This window comes from Candidatus Odyssella thessalonicensis L13 (genome assembly GCF_000190415.1).
GTDB lineage: Bacteria > Pseudomonadota > Alphaproteobacteria > Paracaedibacterales > Paracaedibacteraceae > Paracaedibacter > Paracaedibacter thessalonicensis.
Map to the genome: position 1 here is coordinate 290508 of NZ_AEWF01000004.1, position 19349 is coordinate 309856.

A 19349-nucleotide genomic window follows, 5' to 3' on the forward strand; every position below is an offset into this window, starting at 1 on the left:
AAATTCTTCTACTATTTTAAGCCAAGGCGCATCAGTTCATCTTCTATCATCAGTAAATCACGCCAGACGGTCGCTTTTTGACCCGGGGAGCGCAGAAGGAAGGCGGGGTGATAAGTAGCCAGGGTCTTGATAGGCTCTTGCATTCGCTCAGTTTTAAACTCATGCCATCTGCCGCGGATTTTCATAATACCTTCATTGGTATTAAGGATCGTCTTTGTGGACGTTCCCCCTACTAGGACCAAGATCTTGGGAGCCACAAGCTCAATGTGGCGCTCAACAAAGGGCTGACAGATAGCCATTTCATGGGGCGTCGGGGTGCGATTGCCCGGGGGGCGCCAGTTGATGATATTGGTAATGTAAACATTGTCTTGCCGGCTTAAGCCAATGGTTTGCAAGGCTCTGTCCAGCAGTTGTCCGGATACTCCAACAAAGGGCCGTCCCTGACGATCCTCATCAGCGCCGGGCGCTTCGCCAATCACCATAATCTTGGCCTCAGGGCTGCCATCACAAAATACTGTGTTGGTCGCCGTGGCTTTTAAATCGCAGCCATCAAAATTGAGAACAGCTTGCCGCAGTTCCTCTAATGTCTGACAAGCAGCGGCAATGGCTTTAGAGTTGCTGGCTTGTTTCGTGTGAGCAGGCTTTTCAGGTAAAGGCTCTACATGGGCTCGTGTTATCGGTGCCGCTGCGACCGTCACCGGAGATGGCTTTGGTCGCGCTTGCTTATGATTGACCGGCTGGTCGCCAATGGCAACTGTCATGCCGATATCCGTATACCATTCCAGAATATCAGAAATGGGGTTGGAGGCGGAATTGTTGTGCTTATCCTTCATGCCCGCAGCTTATCATACTTTATCAGGATAAGTCTTTAATCTTTTTAACCTAATTTTTGTTTTAATTAAAAGGGCTGTTCGCGTAATCTGGGAATAAGTTGCTAAGATTAAGAGGGTAAGCAAATGTCATCAGAGTCGATGAATTATGATGTGGTCATTGTCGGTGGAGGCCCGGCTGGATTATCAGCTGCCATTCGACTAAAACAATTAAACGCAGATATAACAGTTTGCTTGCTCGAAAAGGGATCAGAGATCGGCGCCCACATTTTATCCGGCAATGTCTTTGAGCCGCGGGCCCTGAATGAATTATTGCCCAACTGGAAAGATTTAGGGGCTCCGTTGTCGACCCCTGTTAAAGCAGATCGTTTTTATTTCTTATCTAAGACTAAAAAGTACCGTTTGCCAACGCCGCCGCAAATGCATAACCAAGGAAATTATATCATCTCTCTGGGAGCTTTATGCCGCTGGTTAGCCGAGCAAGCGACTAACTTAGGGGTTGAGATCTATCCTGGCTTCCCAGCCGCTGTTTTACTCAAAGATGATTCCGGTACTGTCATTGGCGTCAGGACGGGGGATATGGGCGTCGACAAGGAAGGCAAGCCCACTGAGTTGTATCAACCCGGCATGGAGATTTTTGCCAAACAAGTTATCCTGGCGGAAGGGTGTCGCGGTTCCTTGTCCGAGCAAGTTATCAAGGACTATCAGCTGCGTGATCCTGAGAATCCGCAAACTTATGGCATTGGCTTTAAAGAAGTCTGGCAAATTGACCCTGAAAAACATCAAGAAGGGTTGACAGAACATGGAATCGGTTGGCCCTTGGATCAAGCGACTTATGGTGGCTCGTTCATTTACCATGCTGAAAATCATCAAGTCTTTGTGGGATATGTGATCGGTCTGGACTACCAGAACCCTTATATGTCCCCTTTCGAAGAATTTCAACGCTTCAAAACTCATCCTAAAATTCGCACTCTCTTTGAAGGCGGGAAGCGCATTGCTTATGGGGCCCGGGCCCTCAATGAAGGTGGATGGCAAGCAATACCTAAGCTGACTTTTCCGGGTGGGGCTTTGGTTGGCTGCAGTGCCGGCTTTGTTAACGTGCCTAAGATTAAGGGCAGCCACACCGCCATGAAATCCGGCATGTTAGCGGCAGAGGGCGTCATCGAGTTCTTTAAAAATGGCCATAATCCTTATAATGAATTATTAGAATCCAGCTGGGTGGCGGAGGAATTAAAAGCAGTGCGCAACATACGCCCAGGTTTCCGTCATGGGCTCATTCCTGGTTTAATCAATGCCGCTTTTGAAACCTATATTAGCCGCGGTAAATCCCCGTGGACACTTAAGAATCACAAGGACAATAAGAGTCTGCGCTTAGCCGCTGCGGCTACCAAAATTGATTATCCTAAAGCTGATGGCAAACTGACCTTTGATCGATTGAGCTCTGTTTATTTATGCAATACCAGCCATGATGAAAACCAACCGGTGCATTTAAAATTGCGCCAGCCAGAGATGGCCATTGCGCATAACTATCAGCTTTATGATTCTCCGGAACAACGCTACTGCCCGGCAGGGGTCTATGAAATTGTGAAAACCGGCCCTGAACCATATTTGCAGATCAACTCAGCCAACTGTATTCACTGCAAAACCTGTGATATTAAGGATCCGCTTCAGAATATTCAATGGGTCCCTCCTGAAGGCGGCAGTGGCCCAAATTATGGGGCAATGTAATTTATTCTTACCTTTATGAGCCAGTGGGACGCCTTGAGCCCGGGCTGCCTGTGATTTCCTGGCGCCCCTTTTTTATTTGGCTTATGTATTAAGTCAGATTGCTGTTAGACAGAAAAGGGACTGTTAACTGAGAGAGACCTAAACCCTTATAATTGGGGGAAAATGAAGGGGCTCTAATTCTTTTTATCCTGTCTATCTGTTGAGAGTAAGACCCCTTAGCCTATTCCAAGCATTAATCTCTAATTTAGCTTTATTTTAATAAAAAATTAGATCATCTCTTTATACCATAAATTACAAGTGAGAAGAGTTTAATCAAAGTTAAAGGATAATTGATGCAGATTAACCACAAAGTAGGCGTCCTGGGTACGGCGCTTATAATTGGAGGCTATTTAATATATGCTAAAATTACCTCAACTATCCCCCCTTCACCCCCTTCTCACGAGGAGAAGAAAGAAGGGAGCCATGAAGAGAGGATGCTGATTATTCTTGATGAGCAGAAAATAAAGAATCTTGATCTTCAAATCCTCAAAGTCGCTGATGCTCACCATCGAAGAAGAATTACTTTTCCGGGGCAAGTTTCCTTAAATGAGAATGAGGTTATCCATGTCAGTACTACTATTCCCGGCATTATTAAGAAAGTTTATAAAAACCTTGGTGAAGAGGTTAAAGTAGGAGATGCCCTTGCGCTTATTGAAAGCCGTGAAATGGCTGAAGCAAAGTCTGCCTATATATCTGTCTACAAAGAGTTGATCCTAAAAAAGGATCTTTTAGAAAGAGAAGAAAGATTATGGAAGATGAAAGTGAAGCCAGAAACAGAGTTCCTTAAAACTCAGAACATGTATGAGATAACTAAAATTGACTTGGAACAGAAAAAACAAAAACTCTTGGCTCTCAACATAAAGGAGTCAGAAATTGAGAAGCTTCCCTTTCAAAGTGCCCCTTTAAACTCCTATGCGATAGAAGCTCCTATCAACGGTAAAGTATTAGAACGTCATGCTTCGCTGGGAGAAATAATAAACAGTGACCGCCAGCTTTTTGTCGTCGCTAATCTTGATAAAGTTTGGATTAATATCTCTATTCCCGCTCAGGATCTATCAACCATAAAGAAAGGTCAGCATGTAGATATATATGCGAGCAATGGAGCGCCTTTCCTATCTTCTACCCTTATGTATGTGAGCCCTGTTATTAGTGAGGAGAGTCGCACCGGACGGGCAATTGTCGAACTCGATAATACTCGCGGAGCCTGGCACCCGGGAGACTTTGTATCGGCGCAAGTTATATCCAATGAAATCTCTCCGTTTATAAGCATTCCGGCAGCAGCGGTACAGAAGATTAAAGGAGAAGCCTATGTCTTTGTTAAAACAGGGGCAACTCAGTTCGAAGCTAAAAAAATAACCATACATGGAACAGAAAACGGTCAATTTTTCGAAGTGAAAGAAGGGGTAAGTCCAGGGGACGAGATTGTTATGACTAACACGTTTTTATTAAAAGCAGAACTTGGCAAAAGCGAAGCAGAACATTCCGATTAATAGATAGGATCCTTAAATGCTCGAAGGAATTGTTAACTATTCGACTCAAAAAAGATATCTCATTATTTTCCTAACTTTCATAGGGGTAAGTTTTGGCATCCTATCTCTTAAGCATCTCCCCATTGATGCCGTTCCCGATATTACAAACAATCAAGTTCAAATTAATACCCTTGTGCCAGGATTTTCTCCCTTTGAGATTGAAAAGCAAGTTACTTTTCCTATTGAGACAGCGCTAGCGGGAATCCCTGGTTTAATATCAACGCGGTCGTTATCTCGAAATGATTTTTCTCAAGTTACCGCCATTTTTGAGGACTCAGTTGATATATATTTTGCCAGACAACAAGTAAGCGAAAAAATTGCAGAGGCAAAAGAAAGTCTTCCTAGGGAGGCTGAGCCCAAGATGGGAGCAATTTCGACTGGTCTGGGTGAGATCTATATGTGGACGCTGCAGTATGCGCACGATGCTTCAAAAAGATTTGAGGATGGTAAGCCGGGATTTCAATCGAATGGGACCTATCTAACGCCAGATGGCCAAGTCTTAAAAACAGAAGTAGAAAAGTTGGGCTACCTGCGGACTGTCCAAGACTGGATTATTAAACCTAAACTCAAAACAGTTTCTGGCATAGCCGGTATCGACTCTATTGGGGGCTATGTTAAGCAATACCATGTTCAGCCCGATCCAAATAAACTTATCGCCTTAGGGGTTACATTTGAAGATATTATCAATGTTGTGGGGAAAAACAATATTAGCTTAGGAGCGGGCTATATCGAAAAGAATGGAGAGTCTTTAACTGTTAGAGTAGATGGGCGTATAAAAACCATCCAACAATTGGAAGATATCGTAATTACCTCTAAACATGGAACACCTGTTTATATTAGGGACATAGCAACTGTTGCTATTGGTAAAGAGCTGCGCACAGGCAGTGGCAGTGAGAATGGTGCAGAGGCGGTAGTGGGGACAGCTCTCATGCTTATTGGCGCGAATAGCCGAGACGTAGCTGCAGCAGTCGAGCAAAAATTTTCAGAAATTACTAAAACGTTGCCTGCCGGAATTATCGCACAAACAGTCTTAAACCGCACTAAGCTCGTGGAAGCAACCATTGCCACAGTTAGTAAGAATCTAACGGAAGGGGCTTTGCTTGTCATTGTTATTCTTTTTTTAATGCTAAAAAATTTTCGGGCCGCTCTTATTACGGCCTCGGTTATCCCTATCACTATGCTCATGACCTGCATAGGTATGCTAACCACAAAGACAAGTGCGAACTTAATGAGCTTAGGTGCCTTAGACTTTGGTCTATTAGTGGATGGAACAGTTATTATCATTGAAAATTATCTAAGACGAATTGCAGAAAGAGCACAGCAGCTAAACAGACCTTTAAACTTGATAGAACGTTTAAAAGAGATCGTAGACTCTACTACAGAAATGAGTCGCCCTACACTGTTCGGCCAAAGCATACTTATCCTTGTCTATCTTCCCTTATTTACTTTTACCGGTGTTGAAGGAAAGATGTTCAAACCCATGGCTATAACAGTGATTATTGCCCTGATTTCAGCCTTTATCTTATCAATTACCTTTATCCCCGCAATGGCAGCCCTACTGATAAAAGGAGGGCATAAGGAAGAGCATGATAGCTTCTTTAAGACAGTCGAAGCCTTTTATCAAAATTGGTTGGTTTATGGGCTGCGTCATCCCAAACAAATTCTTGCTGGGGCTGTAGGCGTTTTTTTAATCTCTGTCCTGACCTTTTTTCAGTTAGGTCAAGAGTTTATCCCAACTCTTGATGAAAAAGATATCGCCCTGCATGCCATGCGTATTCCCAGTACGTCGCTGACTCAATCTCAATCCATGCAATTTGAGGTAGAGAAGACTGTTGCCACCTTTAAAGAGGTGGCCTGCGTTTTTTCTAAAACAGGAACGGCAGAAATGGCCACGGACCCCATGCCCCCCAATGCGTCTGACACATTTATAATCTTTAAACCTCGAACAGAATGGCCTGTTTCAACCCTTCCCAAGCAGGTGCTTATTCAGAAAATTGAAGACGCTGTTCAAAACGTTATCGGGCATAACTATGAATTTACTCAGCCTATACAGATGCGATTCAACGAGCTGATTGCCGGGGTAAGAAGTGATGTCGCTATTAAAGTTAGTGGAGATGATTTCGATACTCTCAATACTTATGCGAATCAAACAGCTGAGCTATTGAAAGCTATCCCGGGAGCTGCAGATGTGAAGGTTGAACAAACAACGGGGCTTCCGATGCTAGAGTTTAAATTAAATCGCAATAAAATCGCCCGCTTAGGCCTCAATGTGAGTGACGTTTTAAATGTTATTAGCATTGCTATTGGCGGAAAAGAAGCAGGCGTTATATTTGAAGGCGATCGACGCTTTGACATCATGGTTAAGCTGCCAGAACCCTATAGGCAAAACCTAGAGATTATTGAGAATCTTCCGATCTTTTTCTCTAAACCCCTTATTAAAGCAGATCTTATCACCAATAAATCAGAAGAAAAGATTGCCTCAATTCCCTTAAAAGAAGTTGCAGAACTTGTTGTGACCGATGGACCTAACCAGATAAGTCGAGAAAATGGTAAGCGGCGGATTGTTGTCCAAGCCAATATTAGAGGAACTGATATGGCTTCCTTTGTTATTAATGCTCAAGCTAAGATAGACCAAGCAGTTAAACTGCCTGCAGGTTATTGGATAGAGTGGGGAGGGCAATTTAAGAACTTAATTGAAGCTAAAGAGAGACTAATGTGGGTGGTGCCCCTATGTTTCCTTATGATTTTTATGTTGCTTTATGCAGCTCTAAATTCAGTTCGAAGTGCATTATTCATATTTACCGCAATTCCCTTAGCTTTCACAGGCGGAATTTTAAGTCTTTGGATTTGTGGAATCCCTTTTTCAATTTCAGCAGCTGTTGGATTTATTGCTCTTTCAGGGATTGCTGTGTTAAATGGGCTAGTTATGGTAACAACAATAAATCAATATCTGCGAAACAAGGCTATGGATAAAGCTATTATTGAGGGGGCACTAACGCGTTTGCGGCCGGTACTGATGACGGCCCTGGTCGCCTCTTTAGGCTTTATTCCAATGGCAATTTCAACAGGAACGGGTGCAGAAGTTCAAAAGCCACTGGCAACGGTTGTAATCGGTGGTTTGATAACCTCGACTCTGTTAACCTTGATGGTCATTCCAACGCTCTATAAGATTTTCAATACTGAAAAAGTTGTTTAGTGCTGAGTAGAATCTATCCGCTTAAGATAAATAAGAGAAAGCATATAAAATGGGTATATGCTCAAAAAACTCGCCAGCATAATTACTTTAAGATTAATTGATTGAACTAATAGTCCTAAATTACTGGATCTCAACTTCAGGCCTTTTTCTTGTGCATATGCTGTTTTTGCAAGTCTTTATTCCTATGTATTCAAAGTCTTTCTCTCTAATTATTATAGTGAAACTTTATCCGCTTTAGACGCTTCTCTGCCTTAGTAACTCCTTTGACAATTCTTGCCTATAAAACGGCCCATTAAGGCTGTTAGATGGTTTGGTCAGACGCACTAAAGTAGAATAGCGATCCTATCCTCCGGTAAATATGGGAAAATTCGCATTGACTTCTGTAATAGGGGTAACCATCTGTAAGTTATGAGTTATAGTTAAGGGTCGTAAGCAATGGGTTTAAGAAAAGTATGGGGCAGTTTAATCTTCCTAGCCAGCCTAGCTACCTCTATGTGCACAGCAATGCAGGTGACCTCTCTTTCGTGTAATGGGGATTATAAACTACCTGGCCAAAAGCCGCAGGGAGTTGCTCACCATGATATAAAGCGGGTTGGGGTCTTACTTGTCAAAGATTATGGACAGGATGACAAACAAACAAATGATCGTTATTCGATTATTCTTGGGCACGATAAAAATCTATCTGTTTATCTTCCTCAAGCAGGTAAAGTTGAAGCTCAAGATAAATATTCTTCTGAGACTGCAGCAAGAGAGCTGGAAGAAGAGACAGGCGGGCTAATCAAATATACGGCTGGCCAAGTTTCTAAGCTTCCTTATCTTTATGCTGGAAGTAAACAATTATTTATTCTGCTTGATCCAACGAATACAAATATCTCTGTTAATGCCATCTCTAAAGCTTGCAAAGGTACCCAGACTCGTAATTTGCCTCAAGCCTTTAAGGAAATAGATTCCACTAATGCGGTCTCTTTGATCGATTTTATGAAACTTGCTGAACAAATCGATAATGGGACGGTGCCGGTTGGTAAAAAGTACACCCTTAAGACTCGCAGTGGGCGCCACAATATTCAGGTCGAGGGATTTTATATGCAAGTTTTTGGCCATCCCCGTGATCGTGGGCGTTATCAACGAGCTCGTTTAATGTTTAATAGCTTGTTAGGGGTTAACCTATTTTAAGAAATTCTTAGAACTGCTCTTTATCACTCTGTAAAGAAAGGCAGGACCCAAAGGTACCAAGAGGAATACCATTAGGTTAGTTTCTCCTTATCAATGAACTTAAACTAAGGTAATCTAAGGATATTCAATATCTGCGAGCAATAAAGCTATGAGTCAGTCTTTTCACTTAACCGCCCACGCTAAAGTTAATTTAATGTTGCATGTGACCGGTAAGGGGCCAGATGGCTACCATAATTTGCAATCAGTATTTGCCTTTACCACCCTTGAAGATCATTTACACATAACACCCACAGCGACCACTTCTGTAAGCTTTGAGGGGGAGTTTGCTGGCGCAGTTAGGTCCGGTAAAGATTCCATCACCCAGGCCTTAAGTTGGTATTTTTCTCACATGAATTTGCCGCCGCGCCATTATCGGGTCATAGTTCACAAGAATATTCCTGTGGCCGCAGGCTTAGGGGGCGGAACCAGTGATGCCGCTGCTGTTCTAGCTTGGTTGTATCGCCAGGATTATCCACAGAGCAGTGAAGCGCAGGCTTGGGAATTTATTAAAAACACCGGAGTTTTAGGAGCGGATGTGCCGGTCAGTTTAGCTTTTCATCTAGGGCTAGGACAGGTTTTTTGGCTGGAAGGGAGCGGCCGCGAAGGAAATTGTACTCCCTTAAAAGCTGAGGGGCTGGGCCGGCAGTTGGTGCTAGTTAATCCAGGAATTGAATTGTCGACCGCCTCTGTTTTTAGTGCCTTAGATGGCCGCTTTGATCCGCCGCTGGAGCGTCCACAGGTTTTAAATCAAAAATTTCTCCAGCATAGCCGTAATATTTTGCAGGGGCCCGCCCTGAAGCTAGCTCCAGAAATAGGGAAAATTTACTTAATGTTTATGTTGGATCAGAGTTTTCACTACTTCCGGTTGAGTGGTTCAGGCTCCTCAAGCTTTGTGGTCTACAAAGATCGTCGTCAGGCAGATGCTATGGCGGAAAAGCTGGCTAAGAATAATCGCGGTTGGTGGATCCAACGGACCGAGCTTATCCTAAGATAGATCCAATCTTTTCACAAATGTTGCAAAAACTCTACAGGTGTGAAAAATCGGTTTTAATCAGTGCTGAAAATATTTCAAAGATTTTATAGGTTTGTTAACCTACAATTGGTTTAATAGACTAGTAATTAACCTATATTTAGAGGCAAATAGTTATGCGTAACAAGTTACTTTCTGCAATCGCATTAGGTGTTCTCCTTGCAGGTTGTGAATGCTCACCAGAAGCTAGCATGGAAGCAGGTTCTGCTCCAGTTCCAGGTTCTGCACAAGACTTCACAGCAAATGTTAAAGATCGCGTTTTCTTTGGATTCAACAAGCACAATGTTTCTGCTGAATCTGATCGCGTTCTTGAAGCTCAAGCTGCTTGGTTCAAAACCTATCCAAATACAACAGCTACCATTGAAGGTCATGCTGACGCTCGCGGAACCCGCGAATACAACTTGGCTCTCGGTAAGCGCCGTGCACACGCCGCTCAACGCAGCCTAGCTAAGCATGGTGTTGATGCAAAGCGTCTGAAGACCGTTTCCTACGGTAAAGATCGCCCATTCGTTGCTGATGCAAGCACAGAAGAAGCACACGCACAAAACCGCGTTGCAGTCACAGTTGTTAACTAATAGCTGCTGTCTTAGCGATTTTAAAAAACCCTGCAACTGCAGGGTTTTTTATTGAGCGATTAACAGCTAGGCTTGCTCTCAACTTTTTGGACGCCAAGTTTATTGCTTAAAAGGCTCTTTAAATCGACTGCTCATCCTTATGATATACCAGATCCTAGGGTGACTTTTGCTGCATCACCTTTTTTGCTATCTATAAATCTTGGTAACCTTTTTCCCTCTTTCCTCTGCTTTTAACCGCGCTAAGTTAAAGCTGTACTTTCCCTCCTTCAATAGTTTAGGAAATAAGCCCTTTAGGATCCTGCCAAGCCTAAGAATAAACTTTGCTCACACAGCGCCGCTGGGGTGCTTCAATCCTAGGCCACTTTGCGCTTCAGTTGATATAAACAATCCAAAGCCTCGCGCGGAGAAAGGCTATCCACATCAAGCGTTAAAAGCTCCCGTTCTACGGGGCTGATGACTGGAACAATAGCTGCTGTCGGCTCGGGAATAGTAAGCTCGGCTCGGTCAGACTCTAAGGAGTGGAGGATGGCTGTGGCCCGTTGGATAACTGGTGCAGGAAGGCCTGCAAGTGCGGCCACGTGAATGCCATAAGATTTATCCGCCGCTCCTTCAATAACTTCATGCATAAAGATGACTTTGCCTTCCCACTCTTTGATGCGCATGGTTAAGCATTTTAAGGTCGGTATTTTTTCTTGCAGTTGCGTGAGCTCATGATAGTGGGTGGCAAAAAGCGTGCGGCATTTATTCTGGTCACAGATATATTCAGTAACCGCCCAAGCGATAGACAGCCCATCAAAGGTTGCGGTGCCGCGGCCAATTTCATCCAGGATGACAAACGATCTTTCGGTGGCTTGATGCAGAATGGCGGCTGTTTCTACCATTTCCACCATAAATGTTGACCGCCCTGAGGCTAAGTCATCGGACGCGCCCACTCGTGAGAATATTCGGTCCACAATTCCAATATGCGCACTTTCAGCAGGCACATAGGAGCCAATTTGCGCTAAAATCGCAATTAAAGCGTTTTGACGCAGATAAGTACTTTTTCCGGCCATATTGGGGCCCGTGATTAGGAACATCTTCGTTTCATTGTCCATATGACAGCCGTTGGAGACAAAAGTATTTTCTCCCCGCTCTTTCAACAGACAGGCGATCACAGGATGAAATCCGCCTGCGATCTTAAAGGTAAGAGAATTGTCAACAATAGGGCGGCAATATCCCTGACTGTAGGCAAGCTCAGCTAAAGCGGCGGCCACATCTAAAGCTGCTAACGCTCGGCAACATCTTAAAATGTCATCAGTTACCAGTTGCACATCATTGACCAAATCATTGAATATTTGGGTTTCCAACTCTAGGACTTGCTGGGCGGCAACGGTAATCTTTCGTTCTAACTCTGCAAGTTCAGGCGTTGAGTATCGGATCGATGAGGCCAGGGTCTGGCGATGGATAAAGTCTTCCGGAACCTTGCTGGCATGACTGGGGGTAATATCAATATGATAGCCAATAATATTGTTATGTTTGATTTTAAGGCTATTAATCCCCGTCCGGGTGATATAGTCAGCTTGTAACTGCTCGATATGTCCTTTGGCATTATCGCGCAGATAGCGATAAGTATCCAATTCACCGTGATACCCTTCAGCAATAAAGTTTCCTTCCCGTGTATAGAAAGGCAGCTCTTCCGCTAAGGCTCGGGTTAACTTATCGATCAGATCTGCATGGTATCCCAGCCGTTGTAAATGCTTGCTCAGCCCAGAAGGTAGTGCTGCGGGTTCACTAAAATGCTGCTTGATACCCATAGCCACCGAAAGGCCGTCGCGTAAACTGGCAAGGTCGCGGGGCGAGCCACGCATCATATTTAAGCGCGAAAGGGCGCGCTCCATATCAGGGGCCTGTTTGAGCGTGCCACGTAAGTATTGGCGGACATCTGGATGATCAACAAAATAGCTAACATTATCTTGGCGTTCCTGAATCATATCCAGCTGTAACAAAGGGGCGGCTAGCTGAAGGCTGAGTAAGCGACTGCCCGCAGAGGTGACGGTCCTATCAATTGTATCCATTAGGGAGCCTTGCCGTTGCCCTGATTGAGTCAAGTGCAGTTCTAAGCTACGGCGGGTAGGTGTATCAATTGTCATAATTGATTGAGGCTTAATCTGCCGCGGACGATCAATTAACCGCAAAGCAGCTTTCTGGGTTACTTGAATATAATCAATTAACGTACCGGCAGCGCGAATTTCCGCGGGACAGAAGTTTCCAAAAGCATCTAAGGTTTTAACCTGATAGGCTGTTTCTAGTCGCAATTTGCCATTTTCATAATCAAACCGCGCTAAAGGCAGCGGCGACAGCTTTCTTTTCCATTGATTGAGAGCTTCGTATAAGGAAGGCTCCATGATCAGCCGGTCGGGCATAATAATTTCTGCCGGGTTAAGGCGAGCTAACACCCCCGGCAAGTTTGCCATGTCGGTTGCTTCTACAAGAAAAGCCCCGGTGGAAAGATCAATACAAGCTATCCCAAGCTGTTGGCTGGTTAACGGCGATACGGCCATTAAGAAATTACTTTGTCGGGCCTCCAGCATGCTTTCTTCAGTGATGGTGCCAGGGGTAACGACGCGGACAACGTCTCGCTTTAATGGCCCTTTAGCACCGCGCTTTTTAGCCTCGCTGGGATCTTCAAGCTGCTCACAAATGGCCACCTTGAAACCCTTTTGAATCAAGCGGGCAAGATAGGACTCATAGGCATGTACCGGAACACCACACATGGGGATGGGCTGCTCCTCATTTTTTCCACGTTTAGTTAAGACAATATCGAGGGCTTTAGCCGCGGTGACTGCATCTTCGAAAAACAGTTCATAAAAATCACCTAAACGGAAGAACAGTAAAGCATCGCCATATTCTTTTTTCATCTCCAGATATTGGGTCATCACCGGCGATAATTTCGCTCCCGAAGGTTGCGGTTGCTCTAAAGGAGAAAGATCAGGTGTGGGTGCTTCAGCAAAGCCTAGGTTTAATTGTGTCATTATTCTTTTCAGTAAACTTATCAACTATGAAACTTTGCTTATTTTTACGACAGCTCTGGCTCATAACGCAAGGCTGAATATTTGCAATGTAAGCGTAAATGAAGAGGTAAGGAAGAGTAAGACACTACAGGATAGAGACGAGGGAAGAGAAAAAGGCTTAAGCGAGCTGAAAGGCAATCTTTAGCGCTCAATTAAGAAATAAGCTTAAAAACATGATAGTATCACCTCTAAGCTGGAAAAATAGTTTGTATATTCGCGCCTTTTATGCAAAGAAGTTTGCATGATTGTGCATAATCTGCAAAGATATTTGCATCATCAGGCCATAATCGGCAAAGAAATTGCATCAGTATTATCAAGGTTATTAGGAAGACAACAATGCAGCGAGTTCTATCGGGTGTCAGACCAACTGGCGGGATACATTTAGGTAATTACTTAGGCGCCATTCGTAACTGGGTTGCGATGCAGCACCAGGCCCAGGAAAGCTTATTTTGCATCGTTGATATGCATGCATTAACAACCTTGGAGGGCACTGATGATCTGGCCGAAAATACCTATACCATTGCAGCTGCTTATCTGGCCGCAGGAATTGATCCAGCTAAGGCTTCAATCTTTGCTCAAAGCCATGTCCCCGCCCATACAGAATTAGCTTGGCTATTTAGCTGCCTGACCCCTTTGGGATGGTTAAATCGCATGACGCAGTTCAAAGAGAAAGCCGGTAAACATAAAGAAATGGCCTGCCTGGGGCTTTATGCCTATCCGGTACTCATGGCAGCGGATATTTTATTGTATAAGGCCACCCATGTGCCTGTCGGCGAAGACCAGAAACAGCATTTGGAGCTTGCCCGTGATATCGCTGGCGCCTTTAACCGTCGCTTTGGCGAGGGGTTGTTGCCTATTCCTGAACCCATGATCCTGGGGGCAGCGACCAGGGTTATGAGTTTGCGCGATGGGTCTTCTAAGATGAGTAAGTCCGATATCTCTGAGTACTCGCGGATCGAATTAATGGATTCGGCCGATACCATTGCCCTTAAGATCCGTAAGGCTAAAACGGATATGGAGCCGCTTCCAGAGAAGTTTAGTGATCTCGAAGGCCGCCCCGAGGCTCAAAACCTGGTCAATATCTTTGCAACATTAGCTGAAATCACCCCCGATGCTGTCTGTCAACAGTTTGTTGGCTCTAACTTTGCGCCATTCAAGCAGCAATTAGCCGATTTGATGGTGGCAACAATTGTGCCCATTGGGGAGCAGATGCGTCAATACTTGGCTGATAAAGCGACCTTGCACGCGACTTTGCAGGCGGGGGCACGCCGGGCTAATGAGTTAGCGCATCTGCATATGAATGATATCCGTCGCGCCATTGGCATGATTCAGTAAAAGAGTAATTTTATTTTTTTTTGGGCTGGAGGTAGAACAAGTCAGTTAGAAATTTTAGGCCAGAGGCACGCTGCTCTGCCTTAATCCCGGAGAGCTTAATATCGGAAAAGCATAATTAGTGCTCCTAAACTGAAGATTTTAAACAATAAAAACACGCTACGAAAATTTTTTTATGAAATCTATTGATCTATAAGTTTAAAATTGGCTACTATCACAAAGAGTAAAAAATTACCTGGTAGTTTATAAAACTGCAAATTGACACCGGTAGTTATTGTTCCTTTTGTTTATGGGAGGTATCCATGGCCCAAGCACATCAAAAATCAGATGCGTCTAAATTGCCAGTTGAATCACCTCCGCAGTTATCCAACCTTAATTCCTGTTTGCCCCAGGATTTTTTTTTATCTAAAGCCATGAAAACTACACATAAAGAAAAAAAATCAATCCCTTCCACCGTTTGGATGATTGGATTGATTATGTGCCTCATCAATATTTCCTATATTGTTATCTATAGCTTATCGGCCTTGTATTTAAATACATCGCTGGGCGTGGATATCCGGTTGATTGGTATCTTGGAAGGAAGCGCTGAAGCCATATCCTTTATTATGAAATTGTTTGCAGGTGTGATCAGTGACTATTTTCGCCGCCGTAAACCTATTATGGTGATCGGATATTTTATGACAGTTATCAGCAAGCCAATGATGGCTATTTCTGCTAACTTTTATAATGTCTTTGCCGCCAGACTGCTAGAGCGAATTGGCAATGGGATTCAAGCAACACCACGTGATGCAATTGTCGGTGATGTGGCACCTGTTGAACAGCGAGGCGCCAGTTTTGGTCTAATGCGCTCCTTAGGAACCGCTGGTTCCTTCTTGGGAGGCGGTCTTGGATTCTTGGCCATGTGGTATACCGCCAATAACTTTCAACAAGTCTTTTGGCTGGCTTCTATTCCGGCCGTTGTCGCCTTTACGTTGCTGGTAATCTATATTAAAGAGCCGCAAACTCACATCGATAATGATGGCAAGGTGGTTGCGCTGAAAAAGTCGCGTCGACCAATTAAAATGGCGGATCTTTTGTCCTTAGGAAAGAATTACTGGACCTTAATGATTATTGTATTCATTTTTATGTCGGCTAGATTTAGTGAAACTTTAATGGTTCTTTATTCTCATAATAGCTTTGGTCTTGATAAGACGTATGCTCCTTTAATTATGAGCTTATACAACTTAACTTATAGCTTTTCTTCTTATCCAAGTGGCGTATTAGCTGATAAATATGGCCGTAAATCAGTTATGATTTTCGGAACAGCAGCTTTAGTCTTGTCGGATTTCTTTATGTATACTGCTTCAGGGTTACCGACCTTCTTTGTTGGTGTCATGATCTGGGGAATTCAATTAGGCATAGTCCATAATATGTTTGTTTCATTGATTACCGATTATGCTCATGAAGACGTACGGGGAACCGCAATTGGAACTTACTATTTAATTGCTGCTATTGGTTCTTTTGCTGCTGGAGCTGGCGGGGGATTTGTTTCCCATTACTTTGGGATTCAAACGATTTTCCTAGGCAGCTTGCTGATAGGACTTTCAGCTTTAGGAGCAATGATGGTGTTGTTGCCGTGGGGTAAAAAACCTGTGGTAATTTCGGCTAAAACCCAGTAGAACTGATAATAAGTTTGAAATAATAATGACTTAAATTGTGGAGAGAGAGTATGACTGCCCCACTAATGCCAAAAGCGACAGCTATTTGGCTAGTTGAAAATACAAGGCTAACCTTTGATCAGATTGCAACATTCTGTGAGTTGCATATTCTGGAGGTTCAAGCTATTGCGGATGGTGAATCCGGAACGAATATGATTGGCTTGAACCCAATCACAAGTGGACAATTATCGGAAGAAGAAATCAAGCGCTGCGAAGAAAATCCTAATGCGCGCTTAATGCTTAACCCAATTGTTACTGCTGATAGTGTTCTTGGAAAGAAAACGCGTAAGTATACACCTGTTTCAAAACGGCAAGATCGTCCAGACGCAATTGCATGGCTGGTTAAGTTCCATCCTGAACTGCCTGATGTGGCAATTGCCCGTTTATTGGGAACGACCAAAAATATGATCAACTCGGTTCGATCAAAAACCCACTGGAATAGTCAGAATATTAAACCGCGTAGTCCGGTTCATTTAGGGCTCTGCCGACAAGTGGAACTAGATGCTGCGATTGCAAAAGCTTTAAAAGATGCTCCAAGAACGGATGCAGCTTTCGGGGAAGCTAATCCTTCAGAAGACGAGCATAATGCTTAAATTATAATTGCAGCTCAATATTTTTCTAAGATTTTAACAATAAAGTGATCTTTTTCACTTTATTGTGAAGATTTTAAAATTGTATAGAGCAATGCAAATACTATAATAAAGAATTAAAGGCAGATGCCAGACTAGTCCTTTAAGAACACCTTAAGAAACGGATAATCGTTTCTAACCATAACTGCATAATAAGAGGAAAAATGATGACGATTCTCACTCCTACACTCATGTCAGGTAAAGAAGTCTACCCACTTGTTGAAGGGGGTAAAGGGATTGCTGTATCGACGGGCCAAAGCGCAGGTGCGTGGGCGGCGGCAGGTGGAATCGGAACTTTTTCAGCAGTTAATGCCGATGCTTATGATGCCCAAGGAAATCTTATTCCTGTCTTTTATAATGGTCGCACCCGCCGTGAGCGTCATCATGAATTGATATCTTATGCCATTAAGGGCGGTATTAGCCAAGCCAAAGTGGCCCATGAGATGGCAAACGGTAATGGGCGTATCCATATGAATGTACTGTGGGAAATGGGGGCAGTAGAGCCGATCCTGCATGGTATTCTCTCACAGGTCAAAGAACTCGTCCACGGCGTCACTTGTGGGGCAGGTATGCCGTATAAGCTAGCTGAAATCTGCAGTCATTATCGAGTTTTCTATTACCCTATTGTTTCATCTGCTCGAGCTTTTTCGATATTATGGAAGCGGGCCTATAACCGCTTTACAGAGTATTTAGGGGGGATCGTGTATGAAGATCCTTGGCTTGCAGGTGGGCATAATGGCTTATCCAATACTGAAAATCCTGCTATCCCTGAGCCACCGTATGATCGGGTGCGTGAGCTGCGAAAAGCTATGGTGGAGGTCGGTATGGCCGCTACTCCCATTATCATGGCGGGCGGTGTCTGGTGGTTAAGTGAGTGGCAAGATTGGATAAATAACCCAGAAATTGGGCCCATTGCTTTTCAATTTGGAACGCGCCCCTTGTTAACTCAGGAAAGTACCATTTCACCTGCTTGGAAACAGAAACTCTTAACTTTGAAAGAGGGCGATATTTATCTTAATAAATTTAGTCCCACGGGCTTTTATTCTTCGGCGGTAGAAAATAGTTTTCTGCGCGATCTAAAGGGACGGTCTGAACGACAAATTCCCTTTACCAGTGAAGCCGTCGGGGATCATACCGAATCATTAGCAATCGGTGCGCGCGGGCGAGTGGTTTATGTAACGGCCCACGATAAAGAAAGCGCTCTTAAGTGGATTCATCAAGGTTTTACGCAGGCAATGCGAACGCCCGATTCTACTTTAGTCTTTGTAACCCCGGAATCGGAACAAACTATTTTAAGGGATCAAATTGATTGTATGGGATGTTTATCCGCCTGTAAGTTTAGCAACTGGGCCCAAAATGAAGCCGGAACCACGGGCCGTAAAGCGGATCCGCGTTCTTTCTGTATCCAAAAAACCCTCCAATCAGTTAGCCATGGCGGGGATCCGGAACATGAGTTACTATTTTCGGGACATCAAGCTTATCGTTTTGCAACAGATCCGTTCTATGCAAATGGCAATATCCCAACTGTTAAACAACTGGTGGATCGAATTTTGACGGGATATTAATGGTGACAATTGCCTCTTTTTCTCCGGAAGTTCTCTCTCAGGCCTGTGAATTATTATCATCAGGTGATGTAGTCGCTATTCCCACTGAAACTGTGTATGGTTTAGCAGCAGATGCCACTAATGATAAAGCGGTGGCTAAAATATATGCAATAAAACAGCGTCCTGAATTTAACCCTTTAATTATTCACTGCCATAGTGCGCAACAAGCCAAAAGCTATGTTCAATTTGATAAACGCGCTGAAAAGCTAGCTGATGCTTTCTGGCCAGGTCCAATTACTTTTGTCTTAAAACGTTATCCAGATTCGGCAATCTCCTTTCTAGCCAGTAGTGGCCTTGAGACCTTAGCGGTACGCATTCCTGCCCATCCCGTTGCTCAAGCATTAATCAAGGCTTACTCAAAACCTTTAGCGGCCCCCAGTGCGAATTTATCGCAAACTATTTCTCCCACATCGGCAATTGATGTGCAAGCCTCCTTAGGGAATCGGGTGCCTCTGATTATCGATGGTGGACAAACCCGCGTTGGCGTGGAATCCACAATTATTGATCTGACGGAAGCAATTCCTCATATATTGCGACCCGGGGGAATCTCCGTTGAACAGATACAAGCTGTGATTGGTACGGTCGATTTATCTAGACGCGCCGGAATAAAGGCTCCCGGTATGATGGCGCGCCATTATGCCCCTTCAGTGCCGATGCGTCTTAATGCAGCCGCCCCCTTGAAGGGAGAATTATTCTTAGGCTTTGGGTCTATGGACTGTGACTATAATTTAAGCCCCTCTGGGAATCTGGAGGAAGCAGCTGCCAATTTATTTCGCATGATGCGGTTGATGGACCGGCAAAATATTGCAGGAATTGCCGTTGCTCCTATCCCTAAGCATGGATTAGGATTGGCTATTAATGATCGATTAATGAGAGCTGCAACACGAGAGGAGTGAGT

Annotated in this window: 13 protein-coding genes; 11 read left to right on the top strand and 2 right to left on the bottom strand. The window is 44.0% G+C overall.

Annotated elements, in window-relative coordinates:
- Positions 1–11 precede the first annotated feature (11 nt).
- The gene (locus HMO_RS0108450) at positions 12–833 is read right to left on the bottom strand and encodes a uracil-DNA glycosylase (protein WP_010301416.1); all 822 of its coding nucleotides are present in this window, start codon (positions 831–833) and stop codon (positions 12–14) included.
- 123 nt (positions 834–956) lie between these two features.
- Between HMO_RS0108450 and HMO_RS0108455 the strand changes: the two genes are divergently transcribed.
- The 6 genes from HMO_RS0108455 to HMO_RS0108480 all read left to right on the top strand — a co-directional run bounded on the left by HMO_RS0108455 (position 957) and on the right by HMO_RS0108480 (position 10139).
- Positions 957–2558 carry an electron transfer flavoprotein-ubiquinone oxidoreductase gene (locus tag HMO_RS0108455; protein ID WP_010301419.1) on the top strand — a complete coding sequence of 534 codons (1602 nt, stop codon included), beginning with the start codon at positions 957–959 and terminating at the stop codon, positions 2556–2558.
- 332 nt (positions 2559–2890) lie between these two features.
- Entirely contained in the window at positions 2891–4087 is a 1197-nt protein-coding gene (locus HMO_RS0108460; protein WP_010301423.1) for an efflux RND transporter periplasmic adaptor subunit, read from the top strand.
- Positions 4088–4103: 16 nt separating this feature from the next.
- Entirely contained in the window at positions 4104–7322 is a 3219-nt protein-coding gene (locus tag HMO_RS0108465; RefSeq protein ID WP_010301425.1) for an efflux RND transporter permease subunit, read from the top strand.
- A gap of 435 nt (positions 7323–7757) precedes the next feature.
- Positions 7758–8495 carry an NUDIX hydrolase gene (locus HMO_RS0108470; RefSeq protein WP_010301427.1) on the top strand — a complete coding sequence of 246 codons (738 nt, stop codon included), beginning with the start codon at positions 7758–7760 and terminating at the stop codon, positions 8493–8495.
- Positions 8496–8643: 148 nt separating this feature from the next.
- Positions 8644–9528, top strand: a complete 885-nt coding sequence (locus tag HMO_RS0108475; protein WP_010301428.1) for a 4-(cytidine 5'-diphospho)-2-C-methyl-D-erythritol kinase — start codon at positions 8644–8646, stop codon at positions 9526–9528.
- A 152-nt stretch (positions 9529–9680) separates the two neighbouring features.
- Positions 9681–10139 (top strand): OmpA family protein, encoded by a 459-nt coding sequence (locus HMO_RS0108480; protein ID WP_010301430.1) that lies wholly within the window; start codon positions 9681–9683, stop codon positions 10137–10139.
- Between the two features lie 353 nt (positions 10140–10492).
- Here the strand turns inward: HMO_RS0108480 and mutS are convergent, their stop codons facing one another.
- Entirely contained in the window at positions 10493–13150 is a 2658-nt protein-coding gene (mutS, locus tag HMO_RS0108485) for a DNA mismatch repair protein MutS (protein WP_010301432.1), read from the bottom strand.
- A gap of 375 nt (positions 13151–13525) precedes the next feature.
- On the opposite strand from mutS, the gene trpS reads away from it, so the two are divergent.
- The 5 genes from trpS to HMO_RS0108515 all read left to right on the top strand — a co-directional run bounded on the left by trpS (position 13526) and on the right by HMO_RS0108515 (position 19347).
- The gene (gene trpS / locus HMO_RS0108495; protein WP_010301436.1) at positions 13526–14524 is read left to right on the top strand and encodes a tryptophan--tRNA ligase; all 999 of its coding nucleotides are present in this window, start codon (positions 13526–13528) and stop codon (positions 14522–14524) included.
- 299 nt (positions 14525–14823) lie between these two features.
- A complete protein-coding gene (locus HMO_RS0108500; protein WP_010301438.1) occupies positions 14824–16179 on the top strand; it encodes an MFS transporter in 1356 nt (451 codons plus the stop codon).
- 50 nt (positions 16180–16229) lie between these two features.
- Positions 16230–16811, top strand: coding sequence for a DUF1013 domain-containing protein (locus tag HMO_RS0108505; RefSeq protein ID WP_010301441.1), 582 nt, complete (start codon positions 16230–16232; stop codon positions 16809–16811).
- Positions 16812–17014: 203 nt separating this feature from the next.
- Positions 17015–18412, top strand: a complete 1398-nt coding sequence (locus tag HMO_RS0108510) for an NAD(P)H-dependent flavin oxidoreductase (RefSeq protein WP_010301445.1) — start codon at positions 17015–17017, stop codon at positions 18410–18412.
- Positions 18412–19347: an L-threonylcarbamoyladenylate synthase gene (locus HMO_RS0108515; RefSeq protein ID WP_010301448.1), complete on the top strand. Its 936-nt coding sequence runs from the start codon at positions 18412–18414 to the stop codon at positions 19345–19347. The genes HMO_RS0108510 and HMO_RS0108515 overlap by 1 nt, the downstream gene beginning before the upstream one ends.
- Positions 19348–19349 lie beyond the last annotated feature (2 nt).

Excerpts from the sequence above, each read along its gene's own strand:
- HMO_RS0108480 (WP_010301430.1), top strand. The coding sequence starts at position 9,681 with ATGCGTAACAAGTTACTTTCTGCAATCGCATTAGGTGTTCTCCTTGCA.
- HMO_RS0108510 (WP_010301445.1), top strand. The coding sequence starts at position 17,015 with ATGACGATTCTCACTCCTACACTCATGTCAGGTAAAGAAGTCTACCCA.
- HMO_RS0108505 (WP_010301441.1), top strand. The coding sequence starts at position 16,230 with ATGACTGCCCCACTAATGCCAAAAGCGACAGCTATTTGGCTAGTTGAA.
- mutS (WP_010301432.1), bottom strand. The coding sequence starts at position 13,150 with ATGACACAATTAAACCTAGGCTTTGCTGAAGCACCCACACCTGATCTT.
- HMO_RS0108455 (WP_010301419.1), top strand. The coding sequence starts at position 957 with ATGTCATCAGAGTCGATGAATTATGATGTGGTCATTGTCGGTGGAGGC.
- HMO_RS0108465 (WP_010301425.1), top strand. The coding sequence starts at position 4,104 with ATGCTCGAAGGAATTGTTAACTATTCGACTCAAAAAAGATATCTCATT.
- HMO_RS0108460 (WP_010301423.1), top strand. The coding sequence starts at position 2,891 with ATGCAGATTAACCACAAAGTAGGCGTCCTGGGTACGGCGCTTATAATT.
- HMO_RS0108475 (WP_010301428.1), top strand. The coding sequence starts at position 8,644 with ATGAGTCAGTCTTTTCACTTAACCGCCCACGCTAAAGTTAATTTAATG.
- HMO_RS0108450 (WP_010301416.1), bottom strand. The coding sequence starts at position 833 with ATGAAGGATAAGCACAACAATTCCGCCTCCAACCCCATTTCTGATATT.
- HMO_RS0108470 (WP_010301427.1), top strand. The coding sequence starts at position 7,758 with ATGGGTTTAAGAAAAGTATGGGGCAGTTTAATCTTCCTAGCCAGCCTA.
- HMO_RS0108515 (WP_010301448.1), top strand. The coding sequence starts at position 18,412 with ATGGTGACAATTGCCTCTTTTTCTCCGGAAGTTCTCTCTCAGGCCTGT.
- trpS (WP_010301436.1), top strand. The coding sequence starts at position 13,526 with ATGCAGCGAGTTCTATCGGGTGTCAGACCAACTGGCGGGATACATTTA.
- HMO_RS0108500 (WP_010301438.1), top strand. The coding sequence starts at position 14,824 with ATGGCCCAAGCACATCAAAAATCAGATGCGTCTAAATTGCCAGTTGAA.